The following is a 16139-nucleotide window of genomic DNA, read 5'->3' on the forward strand; positions in this document are numbered from 1 at the left end:
GTGGAGCTCTCGCTTTATACTAAGTTTAGTAGATGGTTACTTTTCTTGGATTATAAGGGGGGCTCTTTTTGAAAGAAAAAAACGTATTCCATGTTAATGGATATATTGGCTTAATCATCACACTTGTGTTTTTGATTGGTGGCGGCTATCTTTTGTGGATTGGTAGCCAATCCAGTCAATTTGGTGCCCTTGCTTTTGGAACAGTCATTATTGTTTTGGCATTGTTATTTGCGAGTTCTTTGACAATAATTCAGCCAAATGAGGCCAAGGTTTTAACTTTCTTTGGAAAATATATTGGAAGTATCCGAACGCCGGGCTTATTTATGACTGTGCCATTAACCAGTAAGCAGACAATTTCGTTACGAGTTCGCAATTTTAATAGCCAAATTATTAAAGTTAATGATTCGAAAGGGAATCCGGTTGAAATTGCAGCCGTTATTGTTTATAAGGTGGTTGATTCTGCTAAAGCAATTTTTAATGTTGAAGATTATGAACAATTTGTTGAAATTCAGAGTGAATCAGCTATTCGACACATCGCTAGTCAATATCCATACGACAGTTTTGATGAAAAAACAGATATTTTGACGTTACGTGGCAATTCGACTGAAGTCTCTGAAGCCCTGAAAGGGGAATTACAGGAACGATTGGAAGTAGCCGGTTTGGATGTTATGGAAACTCGGTTAACTCATTTGGCTTATGCCACTGAAATCGCTAGTGCAATGCTTCAGCGTCAACAGGCAAGTGCGATTCTTTCGGCCAGAAAGATCATTGTCCAGGGAGCAGTTGAGATTTCAGAAGAGGCAGTTAGGCAACTTCAAAAGGATGTCAGTATCGATATTCCAGACGAAAAGAAAATTCAAATGATTAACAATGTTTTAGTTTCAATCATAACGGAACGTGGGACTCAGAACGTAATTAATACTGATAATTTAAGCTAGATGCCGTTATCGGCAAGCAATTAATTGACTTATTGGCCAAAAGGCTTGGGAAATTTTTCCAGTCTTTATGGCTTTTTTTGTTGACAATTTTTGTTGTGGCATATATAGTTAGCTACATGAGTAATTAACTAATACAGGAGGACAATATGACTCAAGAAATTGTAACGACAAAAAATTTACACAAAGTGTATGGTCAACATTCTGAAAGGCCTTACGAGGCTTTGAAGGGCGTCAGTTTTACGGTTAATGAAGGTGAGTTTATCGGAATTATGGGGGCTTCAGGGTCTGGGAAAACAACGCTTTTAAACATTTTAGCGACTTTGGATAAGCCAACAAGTGGAGAGGTTCAAATAGATGGTCACGATATCACTCATTTGACATCAAATGAAATGTCAGATTTTCGTTCACAAAGGCTTGGATTCATTTTCCAAGATTTTAATTTATTGGAAACATTGACGGTTTTTGAAAATATTTCATTACCGCTGTCACTCCAAAATACCAATCCTCGTCAGACTAGGCAAAAAGTTCAAGAAGTGGCTAAACGGCTTGGAATTGATCAACTTCTGGTCAAGTACCCAACCCAACTCTCAGGTGGTCAAAAGCAACGAGTAGCGGCAGCCAGGGCGCTGGTTTCTGATCCGACAATTATCTTTGGCGATGAACCGACCGGCGCTTTAGATTCACAAAATGCACGTGAATTACTGGATACCCTGACAGCAATTAATCAACAAGGGGTTTCGATTTCGTTGGTAACCCATGATCCGTTTTCTGCCAGTTTTTGTAAACGAATCTTGTTTATTAAGGATGGTAAAATTGGCGATGAAATTAGTGCTGGCAATAAAAACCGAAATGAGTTTTATCAAGAGATTCTTGAAAAGCTAGGCACATTTGAACAATAGGAGGGAGTAAGTATATGTTATTCAAGATTTCACTATCCGGTGTAAAAGCTCGGTGGAAAGATTATCTGATTCTTTTTTCTGGGATGATAATGACAGTGGCAATTTTTTATATGTTTGAGGCAATTTCAACCAATAATAAATTCACAACTGCGACTTCTGTTGGCCAAAATGCCAAATTTGTTTTTATTTTTGGGTCAATTTTGCTAGCCATTATTACATTGGTTTATGTTTTTTATGCCAATAGTTTTTTAATGAGTATGCGAAAACACGACTATGGCTTGTTTATGATGTTGGGGGCCAAATCTTCAAAAATTAGTTTTTTAATTATCATTGAAACACTCGCGGTTGGCTTTTTATCAGCACTAATTGGGATCATTCTTGGCTTAGGACTGACCAAAGCGATCAGCGGGCTCTTAATGAATCAACTTCAAATTTCGTTGAAATATTTTACTGCTATTTATCCACCGGCTATCTTAACAACTTTAATTTTGTTCATGATTTTATTTGTTATCGCTGGTGCTTTGAATGCTTGGACATTTAGAAGAACCTCTGCATTGGCACTTCTACACGCTGAGGACCGAACTGCCTGGAAAAAGCCGAAATCAGTTATCCTATGGAGCGAAGCAATTGTTGGCGTGCTCTTGTTAGCTGGTGGATATTATGCACTTTATCAGGTACGATCATTAATGTTAATGTCCATTGTGATTGGGTTAGTCACTATTGTTTTGGGAACTTATTTAACGTTTAATTCGTTCTTTGTCATGTTACTTGAAATGCTGCAAAAGTCCACTCTTAGTCAAAAGGGGATAAATGAATTTACAATTGCTCAGTTGAAATTTCGGATTCGTGACCTCACTAAAATTCTATCAGTTGTTTCGCTGTTATTTGCGTTGGCTTTGGGTGCCATTACGGTAGGAATTGGGTTTAAAAATTCCGTTTCAAAATTGGCGGATGCAAATACGCCTTACGCCATTTCAACTGTCAGTCAATCGTCAAAAATGAACTCATTAATTAATAAACTTGATGATAAAACGGTTATTCGTTATCAACATAAAACGGTTGGAAAAACGATCTATTATCGGGCAGATGATTTTCAAAAAACTCCGGTAAAATATACTCACCTTACCCAAAAGTCGAGTGAGCCAATCATCATTAAGAGCCGACTAAAAGATTTAAAAAATCCCAGCACCAGTGCCTATCAAAGCTTTTCCCGGCTTCAGGATCCAAAGCAGCAATCCTATCAATTAAAGTTTGTTTCACCAGCTGCCTTTAATCGAATTAATCGACCTATTCAAATGCTCACGTTGATTCATGTCAAAAACTTAGATGCCCAATATCGGTCTTTAAAAGCAATTTATGATCTCCAAAATCAAGAACTTGGTTCAAATATGTTGTTGATGTCGGGTGAATCATTTATGGTTTATATGCAATTAAAGTCGTTATTTGCCAGCTTTGAGTTTATGGGAATCTTCTTAGGAATTGCGTTCCTAGCGATGCTTGCCAGTTGCTTGATGTTTAAAATTTTGAGTGGCGCAGGAAGTGATAAAGCACGCTTTGAAATGCTTAATAAAATAGGTACCAGAAAGTGGCTTTTGAAAAAATCAATCATGCTCCAGATTTTAGGCTTGTTTGCTTTGCCGGCCATCTTAGGTCTCATTGATGTTGCTTTTGGGCTGCAGCTTTTTACCAGAGGAAATTTGTTGTCGAACGCTTATCAAACGTTTAGCTATTCAGCAATTGGCTTTCTTGTGGTATATTTAATTTATTATGCTGCAACGGTTTTAATTTATACAAGAATTGTAATTCCAAAAATCAGAGCAGAAAAATGATAATAGGAACGGTGGAGTGGTGCTCAATGCAATTTCAATTTGATAGTTCCGAGCCGATTTACCGCCAAGTTGCTGAGCAGATTGAAGATGCAATTGCCAACGGGGGCTTTGAAGAAGGTGAACAAATCCCTTCAACTACCGAAATTTCAAAGGAGTTTCATATTAACCCGGCGACAGTTCTAAAGGGTATGAATATTGTGGTTGCCAAAAACTTGATTGAAAAGCGACGTGGCTTGGGAATGTTTGTTAGTCGGGGTGCTCGTGATAAAATCGTGAATGAGAAACGGGATGAATTCTTTGAGTCATTTGTTGTTGGCTTAGTAAAAGAAGCCCGTAATTTGGATATTTCTGAGCAGGAATTACTTCAATTGATAAAGCGAGGTTATGAAAAATGAGCATTTTGGAGGTCAGCCATGTGTCCAAAACTTTTGGCTCTAAAAATGTGTTACAGGATGTTAATTTAACGTTTGAGGATAATAAAATTTATGGGCTCCTTGGTCGAAATGGAGCTGGTAAAAGCACGTTGCTTAATATTATGACTAACCGGATTTTTGCGGATACCGGCCAAGTGAAGATCGATTCGGAAGATATTAGCGACAATGATGCTAAACTAGGACTTATATTTCTAATGAGTGAGGTAAATTTATATCCAAATGGGAATACTTTAAATCAGATTATTGCTGATACGGAACTCATTTATGGGAATTTTGACCACCAGCTTGCGCAACGATTGGCTGAGAAATTTGATCTGGATTTAACTTCAAAATTTGGTAAATTATCTACCGGTTATAATTCGATTTTTAAATTAATTCTTGCTTTATCCGTTCCCGTTAAGTTTGTCTTGTTGGATGAACCGGTGCTCGGCTTGGACGCTAATCATCGGGAGATGTTTTATTCCGAATTAATCCAATCTTATAGTGATCATCCTCGAGCATTTATCATTTCGACCCATTTAATTGAAGAAGTTGCTAATTTAATTAGTGATGTCATTGTTCTGGATGAAGGACGAATTATGCTTAATTCGCCGGTTGAGGACGTGCTTGCCAAGACTCATTCAGTAGTTGGCCCGCAGAAGGATGTAATGGCTTATACAAAAGGACTGAACGTTATCGGGCACGACAATATGGGGACAATTCGTGTGAACTATGTCTATGGCGATTTAGATGATCGGCAGTTGCCGGATACAGTTCAATTATCCAATTTTGATCTTCAAAAATTATTTATTTTCCTCACAAATCAATTTGAGGGGAGTCGTCATGATGAAAACCAATAAAATTACCAAATATTTATTTAAACGGCAGATTGTCATTTTAGGTGAAATGTATTTAGTTACTTTTTTGGCCATTTATATTTTACCGTTATTGCTGTCCATCATTACAGGGTCCTTGCGCAGTTATTCGTTTGGAAATATTTTGAAGAATTCGCCAATTACAGGCTTCTTCACGTTTTTTATGTTTATTATCGCAACTTTGTCGTATGAAAATTTTAAATTTTTAATTCAAAATGGCATCTCTAGGAAAACCTTCTTTGAAGCTCAAATTACAGTCTATGGCTTATTTATTTTAATTGGCAATACAATTAATCTTTTGTACAATTATTTAATTTATACGCCAATGGCTCATCGAAGTAATTTTGACTTATTTATGGCAGTATATGCTAAATTCTTTAATCATGAATTGACATCGGTAGGGGCTCATTTCATCTTTAGTGCTTTGATTTTAGTAACCATGACATTGATTGGGATGACAATTGGCAGTTTCTTATCTCTCTTTTCAAGAACTTGGCAGCGGATTATTTTAGTTGCTACCCCAATCATTGGCGGTGTCACACTAATTTATATTTTTAGTGCCTTACGAACCTCTTCATTTAAAATGACTTGGGTGGAAACATTTGCTGAGTTTATATTTGGGTATCATCGAAGTGGCATTTTTAATCCGTTTCCAATGATGGGTTTCATGTTGATTGTTAACATCGCTTTACTAGTGATTATTCGATATTTATTTTCAAAGAAACAGCTAAAACGCGAATAATTGAATTTAAAAGCTTCTTAAGCAACCAAATTTGTCTTGATTTGAATGGGTTGGCTAGTCGGCTTTCGTAATTGCAATTAAAATATGGCAAAAAATTTTATTATCCGTTTTTTTAATGTTATACTTAAGTTTCTGAAATATATACGAATAGGATGAGAAATCATGGAAAATACTAAAAAGCTCCACGTTGGCCTGATCTTTGGTGGTAATTCTTCTGAACACGATGTTTCGAAGCGTTCGGCGCATAATATTTACGATGCGATGGATAAGGATAAGTATGACGTGAGTCTGTTTTTGATGACTAAAGATGGCTACTTTTTAGGAACAAAAGCCTCAACTCGGGTTTTTAATGGTGAACCTGAGGATGAGGTTGCGCGCCAAGAAATTGCTAAGCTTGATAAAAGTAATCCACTTGCACCAATCCTTAATTTGAGTGAGGATGCTAATATTGACGTCTTCTTCCCAATCATTCATGGTAACTTGGGCGAAGATGGTACGATTCAAGGGCTGTTGCGATTATTAAATAAACCATATGTTGGTAGTGGTGTGTTAGCTTCAGCAATGTCTTTTGATAAAGATATTACTAAGAAAATTTTAAAATTGGCTGGAATTGCGATCACCCGTTACGAACTTCTAACGCCATTGACTGTTGAAAACTACAGTTACGATTCCTTAAGTGCTGAGCTGGGACAAGTTCTGTTTGTCAAGCCGGCAAACCAGGGATCTTCTGTAGGAATTCATAAAGTTGAAAACGCCGATGACTATGCTGAAGCTATACGGGATGCATTTCGCTATGATAGTAAAGTCCTAGTTGAAGAAGCAATTGAGGGACCTGAAGAGTTGGAAATTTCAGTTTTGGGGAATCTTCATCCGATTGCTTCCAAGGTTGGTGCCATTAAGATCCCAGCTAATGACGAATTTTACACTTATGATAATAAATTTGTCGATGCTAGTCAGGTTCAATTTGATGTTCCAGTAAAGATTCCCGAAAGTTTATCACAACAATTAACTAAAATGGCACTTGACTCATACCGGGCACTTGGGTTGAAGGGAATGGCCAGAATCGATTTCTTAGTTTCTCAAGATCAGGAGCCATATGTTAGCGAGGTAAATACATTACCTGGTTTCACAAATATTAGCTTATATCCCCAGTTGTTTGCGGCCTCAGGAATTTCGTATACTGAGTTGATTGATCGATTAATTCAGTTGGCAAATGAAGAATTCGAACGGCAGTCTAAGGTTTTGTATGACTTTAAACCATTACCACCGCGAGATCAAGATATTAAATAACACTCACTATCGATATAAATTGAAAAGCATCGGTTTATATTAACGGGTTATTCTAAACGGGTAGTGATGTGTATTGATTAAAAAGTGGAAGCGACTTGTCTTGGATTAAACTTTTGACAAGCAGCATTCCGCTTTTTGATTTGGGGGTGGTCAGATATTGAATAAAATAATTTTTCAAAAGTTTAATTTTCTTTTTATTAGTTTTACGCTATTGGTAACCTTTTTAAAATGGCTCATGCTGGTCTCTAACAGTGACCTGATTTCAGTGGTGAGTGCATTGCTATCGATTGGGTTATTAGGATCCGTGATTTTTCTTGGGGCATCAAAGCAACTACCTGATAACAGCCACTTTCGATTTAAATCAATGCTGGCCTTTATTCTTACAATTTTGGGGTTGTGGGGGCTGTTATTGCCATTGGGGTTATTTGGATTAAGTAGTTATTTTATAACTGCTTTCCCTTTAAGTGGCAATCAGTTTACCTGGTTGACAATTAACCGATATTGGATAGTGGGCAGCTTGGGGATACTTTATATTGCTCTATTAACCATTGCACTGGTTATGAGACGATTTTTCTATTATTGGTTTCAAAATCTCGACCAACGACTGCTTCAAGTGCTAAAAAGGGCATGGCGGGCTTCATCATTAAAGGATTTATTAATAAGTTACACGCTAATTTTTACTCAAATCGCTTTAATTGCTGGCCTTGTTGGCGGACTAATGTTGATCAACGCCTTGATTAACCAAAGGCTTTTTTTCATTTTAAGTCTTGGCATCATTAATTTATTGATTCCACTAATTGAGCTTGACCTTCTTTTTAAGCTGCTCACATTCCCAGTAGAAGAGTCAATCAAGAGGTTGAAATTCTCTTTAAGACCAGCTTTAGGAGTTGGCTCTTTGCTACTAATTACGTTAATGAGTAACTCTTGGTATCCTGGATCGACAGCACTTTCTCAACAGACGATTATTGTGCATCGGGGTGTGATTAATGGCAATAGTATTCCTAACACAATTGGCTCTCTGAAGAAAAATAGCCGATACCATTTTCCTTATATTGAAATGGATGTACAGGAAACAAAAGATCACCATTTTATCTGTGCTCATGATGATACTATCAAGACGCTTCATCATCGTCGCCAAGAAATTGATCATTTAAAACTGGCAACTATCAAAAAGTTACATCGTACTGAATTATTTGGAAAGTATTTAAAACTTGCTAACCGGTTTAAGCAACCCTTAATTGTTGAACTAAAAGTTACCAACGATTCTGATAAAGAGATGGGGACCAGGTTTGCTAACCAATTTGGGAAACAACTATTAAAGCAACCTAGTATGGTGCATTCCGTTGGTTATAATTTTTTGCGTCAAATCAAAACCCGTTTTCCAAAAATTAGAATTGGTTTGGTCACGATGCTTAACTTTTCAAGGATTGCCAATTATCGGGTTGATTTTTATACATTGCAGCATACGACGCTGACACCATTTTTATTACGATCAATTCAGCCCAAACGGCCTGTTTACGCATGGACTGATGATCATATCTGGTCCATGAAACAACTAAGTCTGATGGGAGTTGGTGGCCAAGTAACTGATCGGGCATTCGCCTTAAAAAAGTTGCAATTTCTACCACAAAGAAATAATTGGTTATTATTGCTAAATTTGTTAACCACATATTTATAATTTTGCGTATATAACTAGTAGAGGTGATGGAAAATGACTACTAGATGCTCATGGGCAACTAAAAGCCCAGAATTAATGGTTTATCATGATACGCAGTGGGGAAAGCCAACTCGCGAAGTTCAGACACTATTTCGAGCATTGTGTTTGGAAATTCTGCAAGCTGGACTGGCATTTCAGGTGATTTTAAAGCATGAAGATGGTATGGACCAGTTGCTTCATCGATTTTCTATTAATTACTTGGCAAAATTAGACTTGGACGAATTGAATTTTCTGTGCCGGGACAAACGAATGATCAGAAATCGGCGAAAAATTCAAGCGATTATTGATAATGCCAAAATTGTTTCCCAAAACCCCGGTTATTTTGTTGATTTAACTTGGGCACCCGTCCATTACGTTCAGTTAGACCACGTTTTGGTGAAATCACTGAGAAGTGAAGACTACCAAGAATTTGTTAAGCCGTTTGTGTCGGCGTTTAAAGAGTTTGGGTTAAAAAGAATCGGGCCGGTGACTGTTTATAGTTATTTACAAGCTGTTGGGGTAATCAATGATCATTTAGTAACGTGTGATTTTCGATAGTCTTTAAAGTCATTGATTGTGACAGAATTTGTTAACTTAAGTGGAGTTAAAATGGATTTCAAAATTTAGAAAGGAGCATCTTTAATGCCAATTAAAATTACTGGTTCGGCCATTCGGCGGATTCGGAAAAAGAAAAAAATGTCTCAAAAACAACTGGCAGAAGGAATTTGTACACAGGCAACCATTAGCATGATTGAAAGAAAAAACGTTTGTCCAAAAGTTGATATTCTTAACCAACTTTGTCAGCGTTTAGCAATTAATTTAACGGATATTTCATATAATCCTCGTTATGGTGAGAAAACTTTTTCTTACATCGAAAGTGATATGCGTCGGCATTGTTATTTGCAAGCGCATGAACGAATGGACAAGGTGAGCTTTGATAAATTGGAATCCAAGCTTTCGGAAGGCAAATATTATTGCTACCAAGGATTCGCAGAGCTTTATATTGATGATCGAATCGAAGAAGCTATCTATCACTTTAATTGGATGTTGACAAAGTATACCAGCAATAAATTAATTTTTTATCGTGCCTGGTCAAATTTGGGATTGGGCCTTGCCTATCATAAGCTCAACAAAACGGATCGGGCAACCAAATTTATTGAGGAGAGTATTCGAATTCTCGAAGAGATTCAGTTACATCAGGGATTGTATCGTGGCGTTGATATTTACGCAATTACTGATTTATATATTGACATCATCGCAACTTATATTGAACTTGAAAAGTATGATCGGGCATTGAATTTATGTACCAAATTTTTAAAACGTTTAACCTCAGATAATTCAATGTATAAAGTTGATGTATTGGAAGAATTAGCTTCTAAGTGCTTATATGCAAACGGCCAGCCACTCGAAGCAACGATGCGTCAATTTGCAGCGATGTTTATTGCTGATTTGCGCGGGAATCAGCCGCTTTATGAAAAGATTATGACTAAAAACCAAAAATATCTGGTTGATTTGGTTAAAAGTGAAGTGAATAAAACCAAAGGTCATCACACGTCTATTATGTAAATTTCAAATCGGACTTAAAGAAGCGTATCAAACAAATTTGTACTTGTTTGATACGCTTCTTTAAAATTAATTAGTCGCAACGTTCACATAAATTGGAATTGATGCAATTCAATGAAATTAGCCTACTCGCTTACTAGGATTTTTAGCAGGTTGATTATTTAAATCAGTTCTAACAACCAACACATCACAGATTGCGGTTCGCGTTACATATTCTGTGACTGAGCCGATTAATAATCGTTCAACGGCATTGAGCCCCGTTGCACCAATCATAATCAAATCAATATTTAAATTTCTTGGAATATCGCGCGCAATAACCGTTTTTGGTGCGCCATACTCAATTGAATAGTCGACATCGTCTAAACCGGCTTTTTTGGCTTCATCAATATATTTATCCAAGGTTTGCTTGGCTGTATCAGTTACTTGCTCAACCATCGAAGTATCAAAACTTGAAATGTTTTGAAATGCTCGGGTATCGACGACATGTAATAAATGGAGAGATGCGTGGTTTCGAATTGCGACAGCAACGCCTTTTTTAAAAGCCAGTTCAGCTTCGTATGAACCGTCAACTGGAACCAAAATTTGATTATATTGTTGTATCATTTTGCCCACCTTCATTTCATCTTTATACCTTAATTGTACGTTATTTTGTTTCAAATACAAAGAAATAAATAAGCGTCTTGCAAGACGAAGGCGGGTTGCAAAGAAAGATGAGTTATAGAGTATGACATAATCAAGCAACAACTCATCAAACTAAATTGTGATAATTAAAGATGAATAAACCGATTTTAGATTGCCGAGTTACTTTTTGCCATCGTCAAATTTTCAATAGCGGCTACCTTTTGGGATGATTGATAATGTTCATCATCACCATTTCAAGAATGGTTCCAGCAAAAGTTGTCACTAACAAAACAATTAAAATAAAGATGTCATTTTGGATAATAATTGATAGGATTCCAAGAATTCCCAAAATAATAGAGGTAATCCCGCCGGATTTTGCGACTCTTGTCAATCTTGGATTTTTTGAAACTTCGATTTCAAACATTGTTTTGTTTAAATGGGAAAGTAGGTAATAACCGATGAAAAAAGTGATGAGAACGGCAAGGCCTACAAGAATATTAATGATCATTTTTTTCTCCAGTTGTTTTATTGATTAAAAGAACGTCGTAACCTCAAATATTGTTCTTTTAGCGCTTTTTCAATTTTACCATTATCTTTGGGATGGTAATATTGAGCGTTTTTTATTTTATCGGGAAGGTATTGTTGCTTGACCCAATCATTTGGAAAATCGTGCGGATACTTGTATTCAACACCGTGCCCAAGTTTTTTGGCACCCTTGTAATGGGCATCTTTTAGCCAAAGTGGGATCTCACCGTAATGGCCGGCTTTAACATCGCTAAGCGCATTGTCAATTGCCGTCATTGCAGAATTAGACTTTGGACTTAAACATAGTTCAATAATTGCATTTGCCAAAGGAATTCGGGCTTCGGGTAAGCCAAGCTGTTTGGCAGCCGAGACGGCACTTACTGCTCTTTCACAAGCAGCCGGGTTGGCCAGCCCAACATCTTCATAAGCAATCACCAACAAGCGTCTGATTAAAGAAATCAAGTCGCCGGCCTCTATTAAACGACTGGCATAGTGAAGGGCAGCGTCTACGTCTGAACCACGGATCGACTTTTGAAATGCAGAAATAACATCATAATGAGCATCACCATTTTTATCAGCGCTTAATGATTGACGCTGCAAACACTCCTCAATGACTGATAAATCAACTTGAATGATGCCGTGACGATCTTTGGGGGTTGACTTGACGGCCAGTTCCAGCCCATTTAAAGCACTTCTTAAATCGCCATTAGTGGCCGTTGACAGGAAGTCCATTGCGTCATCAGTTAGATGAACCTGGAATTGGCCCAGACCCCTTTTTTTATCTTTCAACGCCCTTTGAACTGCTAGTTGGATGTCTTGGGGTGAAAGTGGGTGGACCTGAAAGATTTGAGTTCGACTTCTAACAGCTGGATTAATACTGATGTAAGGATTTTCAGTAGTTGCGCCGATTAAAATAATTGTTCCCTTTTCTAAAAGCGGCAATAAAAAATCCTGTTTTGTTTTATCTAAGCGATGAATCTCATCCAATAATAACACGACGGTACCGCTCATTTTAGCTTCTTCAGCAACAATTTGAAGATCTTTTTTCGTATCGGTTGCGGCATTTAAAACGCGAAATGCGTATTTGGTGGAACCGGCAATGGCACTGGCAATGCTTGTTTTACCAGTTCCTGGTGGTCCATACAAAATCATTGAAGACAACATTTTAGCCTTAACCATCCGGTTAATAATTTTACCAGGGCCTACCAAATCTTGTTGGCCAACGATGTCTTCAATTTTTGTGGGACGCATTCGATAGGCAAGCGGTTGTTGCATGATAACAACCCTCCTTTTGATAATACAAAAAGACGTTCCGCTTTCGCAAAACGTCTTTTAGTTACCGTAACAACGAATTAACCTAATTTGTTGTAGTATTCAACAATTAGTGATTCATCGATGTCAGCATCAAGTTCTTCACGTTGTGGAAGGCGAACCAATGAGCCTTCAAGTTTATCAGCATCGAAGCTAACATATTGTGGACGGCCCACAACTGCTTCAACTGCATCTTTAATGACTTGGAGATCCTTGGATTTCTCGCGTACAGAAACCACTTGACCGGGTTTAACTTCGTAAGAAGGAATGTCAACACGTTTACCATCAACTGTGATGTGACCATGGTTGACTAACTGACGAGCTTGTCGACGAGTAGTTGCCAAGCCTAAACGATAAACGATGTTATCTAATCGTCTTTCAAGTAAGATCATAAAGTTAACACCATGCTTACCTTCACGAATCTTACCGGCACGAACGAATAAATTAGCAAATTGACGTTCAGTTAACCCGTACATATAACGAAGTTTTTGCTTTTCTTTAAGTTGTAAGCCATATTCAGAAAGCTTTTGGCGACGTCCCTGACCATGATCACCTGGGGCGTAAGGGCGACGGGAAAGTTCTTTACCGGTACCTGAAAGAGAGATACCTAAACGACGTGAAATTCTCCAGCTTGGACCTGTATATCTAGACATAAAAAAATCCTCCAATTATTTTTTGGAGTAAAATAAGCCATTGTAGGTTTAGTATTCGTGCATATCGCTTTGCTCTTTCGCTCAAGCAGCCGAATTGAGTTACTTGCAGAACCTATAAAGATAGGCAACGGTATGTTGACGAGCTTACCACCCACTGCTGCATTATTTTACACGAAGTACATTGTATCGAGAATTCGTCAATTAGTCAATGTGTTGGCAAAAGATCTTAACAAATTCGGTTAGCAATGTTTCATCTTTTTTAGAAAAACGGTCTAAAATCGGTGAGTCAATATCCAAAACACCCAATGGCTGACCATTTTTAAAAATTGGGATCACTATCTCTGAATTAGAGTCGCTATCGCAGGCAATGTGTCCGGCAAATTGATGAACGTCGGCCACCCTTAGCGGCTCTCCTTTCGACAGAGCAGTGCCACAGACGCCTTGACCGTTTTTAATATGCATACAAGCTACTTTGCCTTGAAATGGTCCTAATACTAGTTCGTCCTTCTCTGGTACATATCGGTAAAAACCAACCCAGTTAATTTGATCCAAACTTTGGTTTAAAAGGGCGGCAGCGTTAGCCATATTGGCAATGACATCGGATTCTTCATATAACAATGCATCGAGTTGTTGATTGACCAAATCTGTTACGTTTTGCATAAATTTTTTCCTCACTTAAAAATAATCTGTTGAAACCTACCTACTATGATATAATTCAACTTAGGGCACTTTTGCTATTTATTACTACATAATAGATTGTTTTGGCATTTTTTTCTACAATAATGTGTTTTTATATGGGCTTTATTATTTTTATTATCTGAAGGATGGGATCGAATGTTTATTTTGCTGATAGTAATTGTTGTGGTAGTCGGAGCTTGTTATCTAGGCTTTGTATTTTACCAACGGCGAACAATTAAGATGGCGACAAGCGTTTATGAAAGTAAAAAGGATTTGAATAAAATTCCGCTGGACGATGAATTTGCCCTTGCCAAGAAAATGAATTTAACGGGTGAGTCAAAGAAAAAATATGGCCAGTTGCATAATAAATACCAACATTATCGTAATCAGATTTTGCCGGAAATCGATGAACAAATAAAAACCGTTAAGGAAGACGGCAAGGGGATTAATTTTATTAAAACCCGCAGTGACTGGCAAGTAGCCAATCAAACAATTCAAGAGGCCGATGCAGCACTAAAGGAAATTCAAGCAGGTTTGGCACAACTTTATGATCTAAATAAGCAGCATCAGCAAGCAGTGTCGGAGCTTGAGAAAAAGTATCGTCATCTTCGCGAAGATATTTTAAATCAGAATGCCTCGTTTGGTCCAAGTATTGATGGCCTTGAAAAAATGTTGGCCGATATTGAAGGAACTTTTGATGAATTCACTAAATTGACCAAAAGTGGTGATCCAAGTAGTGCCGATGAAGTTTTACGCGATTTAAATACAGCGACTGATAAACTGGAAGATTATATGAAACGGATTCCCAAGTTATTTCTTTCTTTAGATAAAGAATTTAAGGTTCAATTAGATGAAATTCATGACGGTTACTCAGAGCTTCGATCAAAAGGGTATCAATTTCCTAATGATCAGTTTGAAATGGCACTCAATCGGCTTCATGATCAGATCCAAAAGAATTTAACACAATTGGCTAAACTTAAGGTTGAGGATGTTTCGGCATCTAATGAAAAAATTGAGACATCTATTGATCACTTGTATAGTGCAATTGATAAAGAATTTAAGGCTCGACCACATGTTGAAAAGGCAACAAAGATGATTGGGGAGTATATCCAACATGTTCGACGTCAAAATGAAGATTTGACTAATCGTTTGCAGGTTTTAAATCAGAGCTATGTTCTCACCCATCAAGAAATTGAAGATAATCATCAATATGATCGCCAAATTACCGGATTGGAAAGAACTTATCAACGTGAAATTGAAGATATGAATGCTGGGAATGCGATTTATTCAGAAATTGATGAAACCCAAAAAAAGATGTTGGCAAGTTTAAAAGAATTAGAAAATTCGCAAAAGGAACTATTTGAATCGATTGTTGATTTACCTGAAAAAGAGCAAAAAGCCCGAGACGCGTTAGCTCACTTTGATTTAGAAATGCGACATAAGAAGAGACGAATTGATAATCAGAATCTTCCTGGTCTTCCGGATACCTATCAAAATAATTTTGCAGCAGTTATTCGTGAAATTAAGCAATTAAATGAAGACCTTAATAAGGCGCATGTCAATATAGATGATGTCAGTAAACAGGTGATTATTATTCAGTCCGACATGGATACTTTAGAAGATCGGACCACTCGGATGTTGGACGATGCCAATCTGGCAGAACAAACAATTCAGTATGCTAATCGTTACATTAGTTCAAATCCTGAAATTGCCTCTGCAAGCGTTAAAGCTCAAAATTATTTTGATAAACAATTTGACTACGCCAAGAGTCTTAAAACAATTTCTGAAGCGTTGGAAAATCAATCGAGTGGCGTTTTTTCAAAGATTAAAAAAGATTATTTTGATACAAAAGTGGTATTGAAAAAGCGTAACGGTCAAGCAGATCAAGATGAATCCGAAGAACATTAAGCAATTGTGAGTTAATTAAAGCGTCAAGCGAGATTCCTAAAAATTTCGCTTGACGCTTTAAAGTTAAATGGTCTTTTCGTTATTGACTGAAGTGATAACGACGTTGACCAGCGATTTGATAGATTCACAGTGTCTGACTTGTTAGTACGACTGTTTGGGTGTATTATCGTGGAAGTTATATTTGTTGGAGTCGAACCA

General features: G+C 37.3%; 16 protein-coding genes. 11 read left to right on the forward strand and 5 right to left on the reverse strand.

Annotated features, from left to right (window positions below; translation table 11 throughout):
* The first annotated feature begins 68 nt into the window (after positions 1 to 68).
* The 10 genes from ED605_RS02235 to ED605_RS02280 all read left to right on the forward strand — a co-directional run bounded on the left by ED605_RS02235 (position 69) and on the right by ED605_RS02280 (position 10248).
* On the forward strand, positions 69 to 938 hold the full coding sequence (locus ED605_RS02235; RefSeq protein ID WP_121977294.1) for an SPFH domain-containing protein: 870 nt from the start codon (positions 69 to 71) through the stop codon (positions 936 to 938).
* A 146-nt stretch (positions 939 to 1084) separates the two neighbouring features.
* Positions 1085 to 1837: an ABC transporter ATP-binding protein gene (locus ED605_RS02240; protein ID WP_121977295.1), complete on the forward strand. Its 753-nt coding sequence runs from the start codon at positions 1085 to 1087 to the stop codon at positions 1835 to 1837.
* 14 nt (positions 1838 to 1851) lie between these two features.
* Positions 1852 to 3666 carry an FtsX-like permease family protein gene (locus ED605_RS02245; RefSeq protein WP_225419023.1) on the forward strand — a complete coding sequence of 605 codons (1815 nt, stop codon included), beginning with the start codon at positions 1852 to 1854 and terminating at the stop codon, positions 3664 to 3666.
* A 26-nt stretch (positions 3667 to 3692) separates the two neighbouring features.
* Positions 3693 to 4061 carry a GntR family transcriptional regulator gene (locus tag ED605_RS02250; RefSeq protein ID WP_121977296.1) on the forward strand — a complete coding sequence of 123 codons (369 nt, stop codon included), beginning with the start codon at positions 3693 to 3695 and terminating at the stop codon, positions 4059 to 4061.
* The gene (locus ED605_RS02255; RefSeq protein ID WP_121977297.1) at positions 4058 to 4939 is read left to right on the forward strand and encodes an ATP-binding cassette domain-containing protein; all 882 of its coding nucleotides are present in this window, start codon (positions 4058 to 4060) and stop codon (positions 4937 to 4939) included. The genes ED605_RS02250 and ED605_RS02255 overlap by 4 nt, the downstream gene beginning before the upstream one ends.
* Positions 4926 to 5696, forward strand: coding sequence for an ABC transporter permease (locus ED605_RS02260; protein WP_121977298.1), 771 nt, complete (start codon positions 4926 to 4928; stop codon positions 5694 to 5696). Before ED605_RS02255 ends, ED605_RS02260 begins: the two co-directional genes overlap by 14 nt.
* Before the next feature lie 162 nt (positions 5697 to 5858).
* The gene (locus ED605_RS02265; protein ID WP_121977299.1) at positions 5859 to 6986 is read left to right on the forward strand and encodes a D-alanine--D-alanine ligase family protein; all 1128 of its coding nucleotides are present in this window, start codon (positions 5859 to 5861) and stop codon (positions 6984 to 6986) included.
* A gap of 157 nt (positions 6987 to 7143) precedes the next feature.
* The gene (locus ED605_RS02270) at positions 7144 to 8664 is read left to right on the forward strand and encodes a glycerophosphodiester phosphodiesterase family protein (RefSeq protein WP_121977300.1); all 1521 of its coding nucleotides are present in this window, start codon (positions 7144 to 7146) and stop codon (positions 8662 to 8664) included.
* Positions 8665 to 8697: 33 nt separating this feature from the next.
* On the forward strand, positions 8698 to 9240 hold the full coding sequence (locus tag ED605_RS02275; protein WP_121977301.1) for a DNA-3-methyladenine glycosylase I: 543 nt from the start codon (positions 8698 to 8700) through the stop codon (positions 9238 to 9240).
* Between the two features lie 84 nt (positions 9241 to 9324).
* Positions 9325 to 10248 carry a helix-turn-helix domain-containing protein gene (locus tag ED605_RS02280; RefSeq protein WP_121977302.1) on the forward strand — a complete coding sequence of 308 codons (924 nt, stop codon included), beginning with the start codon at positions 9325 to 9327 and terminating at the stop codon, positions 10246 to 10248.
* Positions 10249 to 10365: 117 nt separating this feature from the next.
* Here ED605_RS02280 and ED605_RS02285 read toward each other — a convergent pair whose 3' ends face one another.
* The 5 genes from ED605_RS02285 to msrC all read right to left on the reverse strand — a co-directional run bounded on the left by ED605_RS02285 (position 10366) and on the right by msrC (position 14015).
* Complete coding sequence (locus tag ED605_RS02285) at positions 10366 to 10848, reverse strand: universal stress protein (protein ID WP_121977303.1); 483 nt, start codon at positions 10846 to 10848, stop codon at positions 10366 to 10368.
* 232 nt (positions 10849 to 11080) lie between these two features.
* A complete protein-coding gene (locus tag ED605_RS02290; protein WP_121977304.1) occupies positions 11081 to 11374 on the reverse strand; it encodes a hypothetical protein in 294 nt (97 codons plus the stop codon).
* Positions 11375 to 11391: 17 nt separating this feature from the next.
* On the reverse strand, positions 11392 to 12666 hold the full coding sequence (locus ED605_RS02295) for a replication-associated recombination protein A (protein WP_121977305.1): 1275 nt from the start codon (positions 12664 to 12666) through the stop codon (positions 11392 to 11394).
* Between the two features lie 77 nt (positions 12667 to 12743).
* Entirely contained in the window at positions 12744 to 13355 is a 612-nt protein-coding gene (gene rpsD, locus ED605_RS02300; protein WP_121977306.1) for a 30S ribosomal protein S4, read from the reverse strand.
* Between the two features lie 201 nt (positions 13356 to 13556).
* On the reverse strand, positions 13557 to 14015 hold the full coding sequence (gene msrC, locus ED605_RS02305; protein ID WP_121977307.1) for a free L-methionine (R)-S-oxide reductase MsrC: 459 nt from the start codon (positions 14013 to 14015) through the stop codon (positions 13557 to 13559).
* Positions 14016 to 14189: 174 nt separating this feature from the next.
* On the opposite strand from msrC, the gene ezrA reads away from it, so the two are divergent.
* Complete coding sequence (gene ezrA, locus ED605_RS02310; RefSeq protein WP_121977308.1) at positions 14190 to 15941, forward strand: septation ring formation regulator EzrA; 1752 nt, start codon at positions 14190 to 14192, stop codon at positions 15939 to 15941.
* Positions 15942 to 16139: the final 198 nt, after the last annotated feature.

Source organism: Lentilactobacillus raoultii (genome assembly GCF_900411375.1).
GTDB lineage: Bacteria > Bacillota > Bacilli > Lactobacillales > Lactobacillaceae > Lentilactobacillus > Lentilactobacillus raoultii.

Bases quoted from the DNA above. Each gene is read 5' to 3' on its own strand.
- ED605_RS02255 (WP_121977297.1), top strand. From the start codon at position 4,058: ATGAGCATTTTGGAGGTCAGCCATGTGTCCAAAACTTTTGGCTCTAAA.
- ED605_RS02260 (WP_121977298.1), top strand. From the start codon at position 4,926: ATGAAAACCAATAAAATTACCAAATATTTATTTAAACGGCAGATTGTC.
- ED605_RS02245 (WP_225419023.1), top strand. From the start codon at position 1,852: ATGTTATTCAAGATTTCACTATCCGGTGTAAAAGCTCGGTGGAAAGAT.
- rpsD (WP_121977306.1), bottom strand. From the start codon at position 13,355: ATGTCTAGATATACAGGTCCAAGCTGGAGAATTTCACGTCGTTTAGGT.
- ED605_RS02285 (WP_121977303.1), bottom strand. From the start codon at position 10,848: ATGATACAACAATATAATCAAATTTTGGTTCCAGTTGACGGTTCATAC.
- ED605_RS02275 (WP_121977301.1), top strand. From the start codon at position 8,698: ATGACTACTAGATGCTCATGGGCAACTAAAAGCCCAGAATTAATGGTT.
- msrC (WP_121977307.1), bottom strand. From the start codon at position 14,015: ATGCAAAACGTAACAGATTTGGTCAATCAACAACTCGATGCATTGTTA.
- ezrA (WP_121977308.1), top strand. From the start codon at position 14,190: ATGTTTATTTTGCTGATAGTAATTGTTGTGGTAGTCGGAGCTTGTTAT.
- ED605_RS02280 (WP_121977302.1), top strand. From the start codon at position 9,325: ATGCCAATTAAAATTACTGGTTCGGCCATTCGGCGGATTCGGAAAAAG.
- ED605_RS02265 (WP_121977299.1), top strand. From the start codon at position 5,859: ATGGAAAATACTAAAAAGCTCCACGTTGGCCTGATCTTTGGTGGTAAT.
- ED605_RS02295 (WP_121977305.1), bottom strand. From the start codon at position 12,666: ATGCAACAACCGCTTGCCTATCGAATGCGTCCCACAAAAATTGAAGAC.
- ED605_RS02290 (WP_121977304.1), bottom strand. From the start codon at position 11,374: ATGATCATTAATATTCTTGTAGGCCTTGCCGTTCTCATCACTTTTTTC.
- ED605_RS02240 (WP_121977295.1), top strand. From the start codon at position 1,085: ATGACTCAAGAAATTGTAACGACAAAAAATTTACACAAAGTGTATGGT.
- ED605_RS02250 (WP_121977296.1), top strand. From the start codon at position 3,693: ATGCAATTTCAATTTGATAGTTCCGAGCCGATTTACCGCCAAGTTGCT.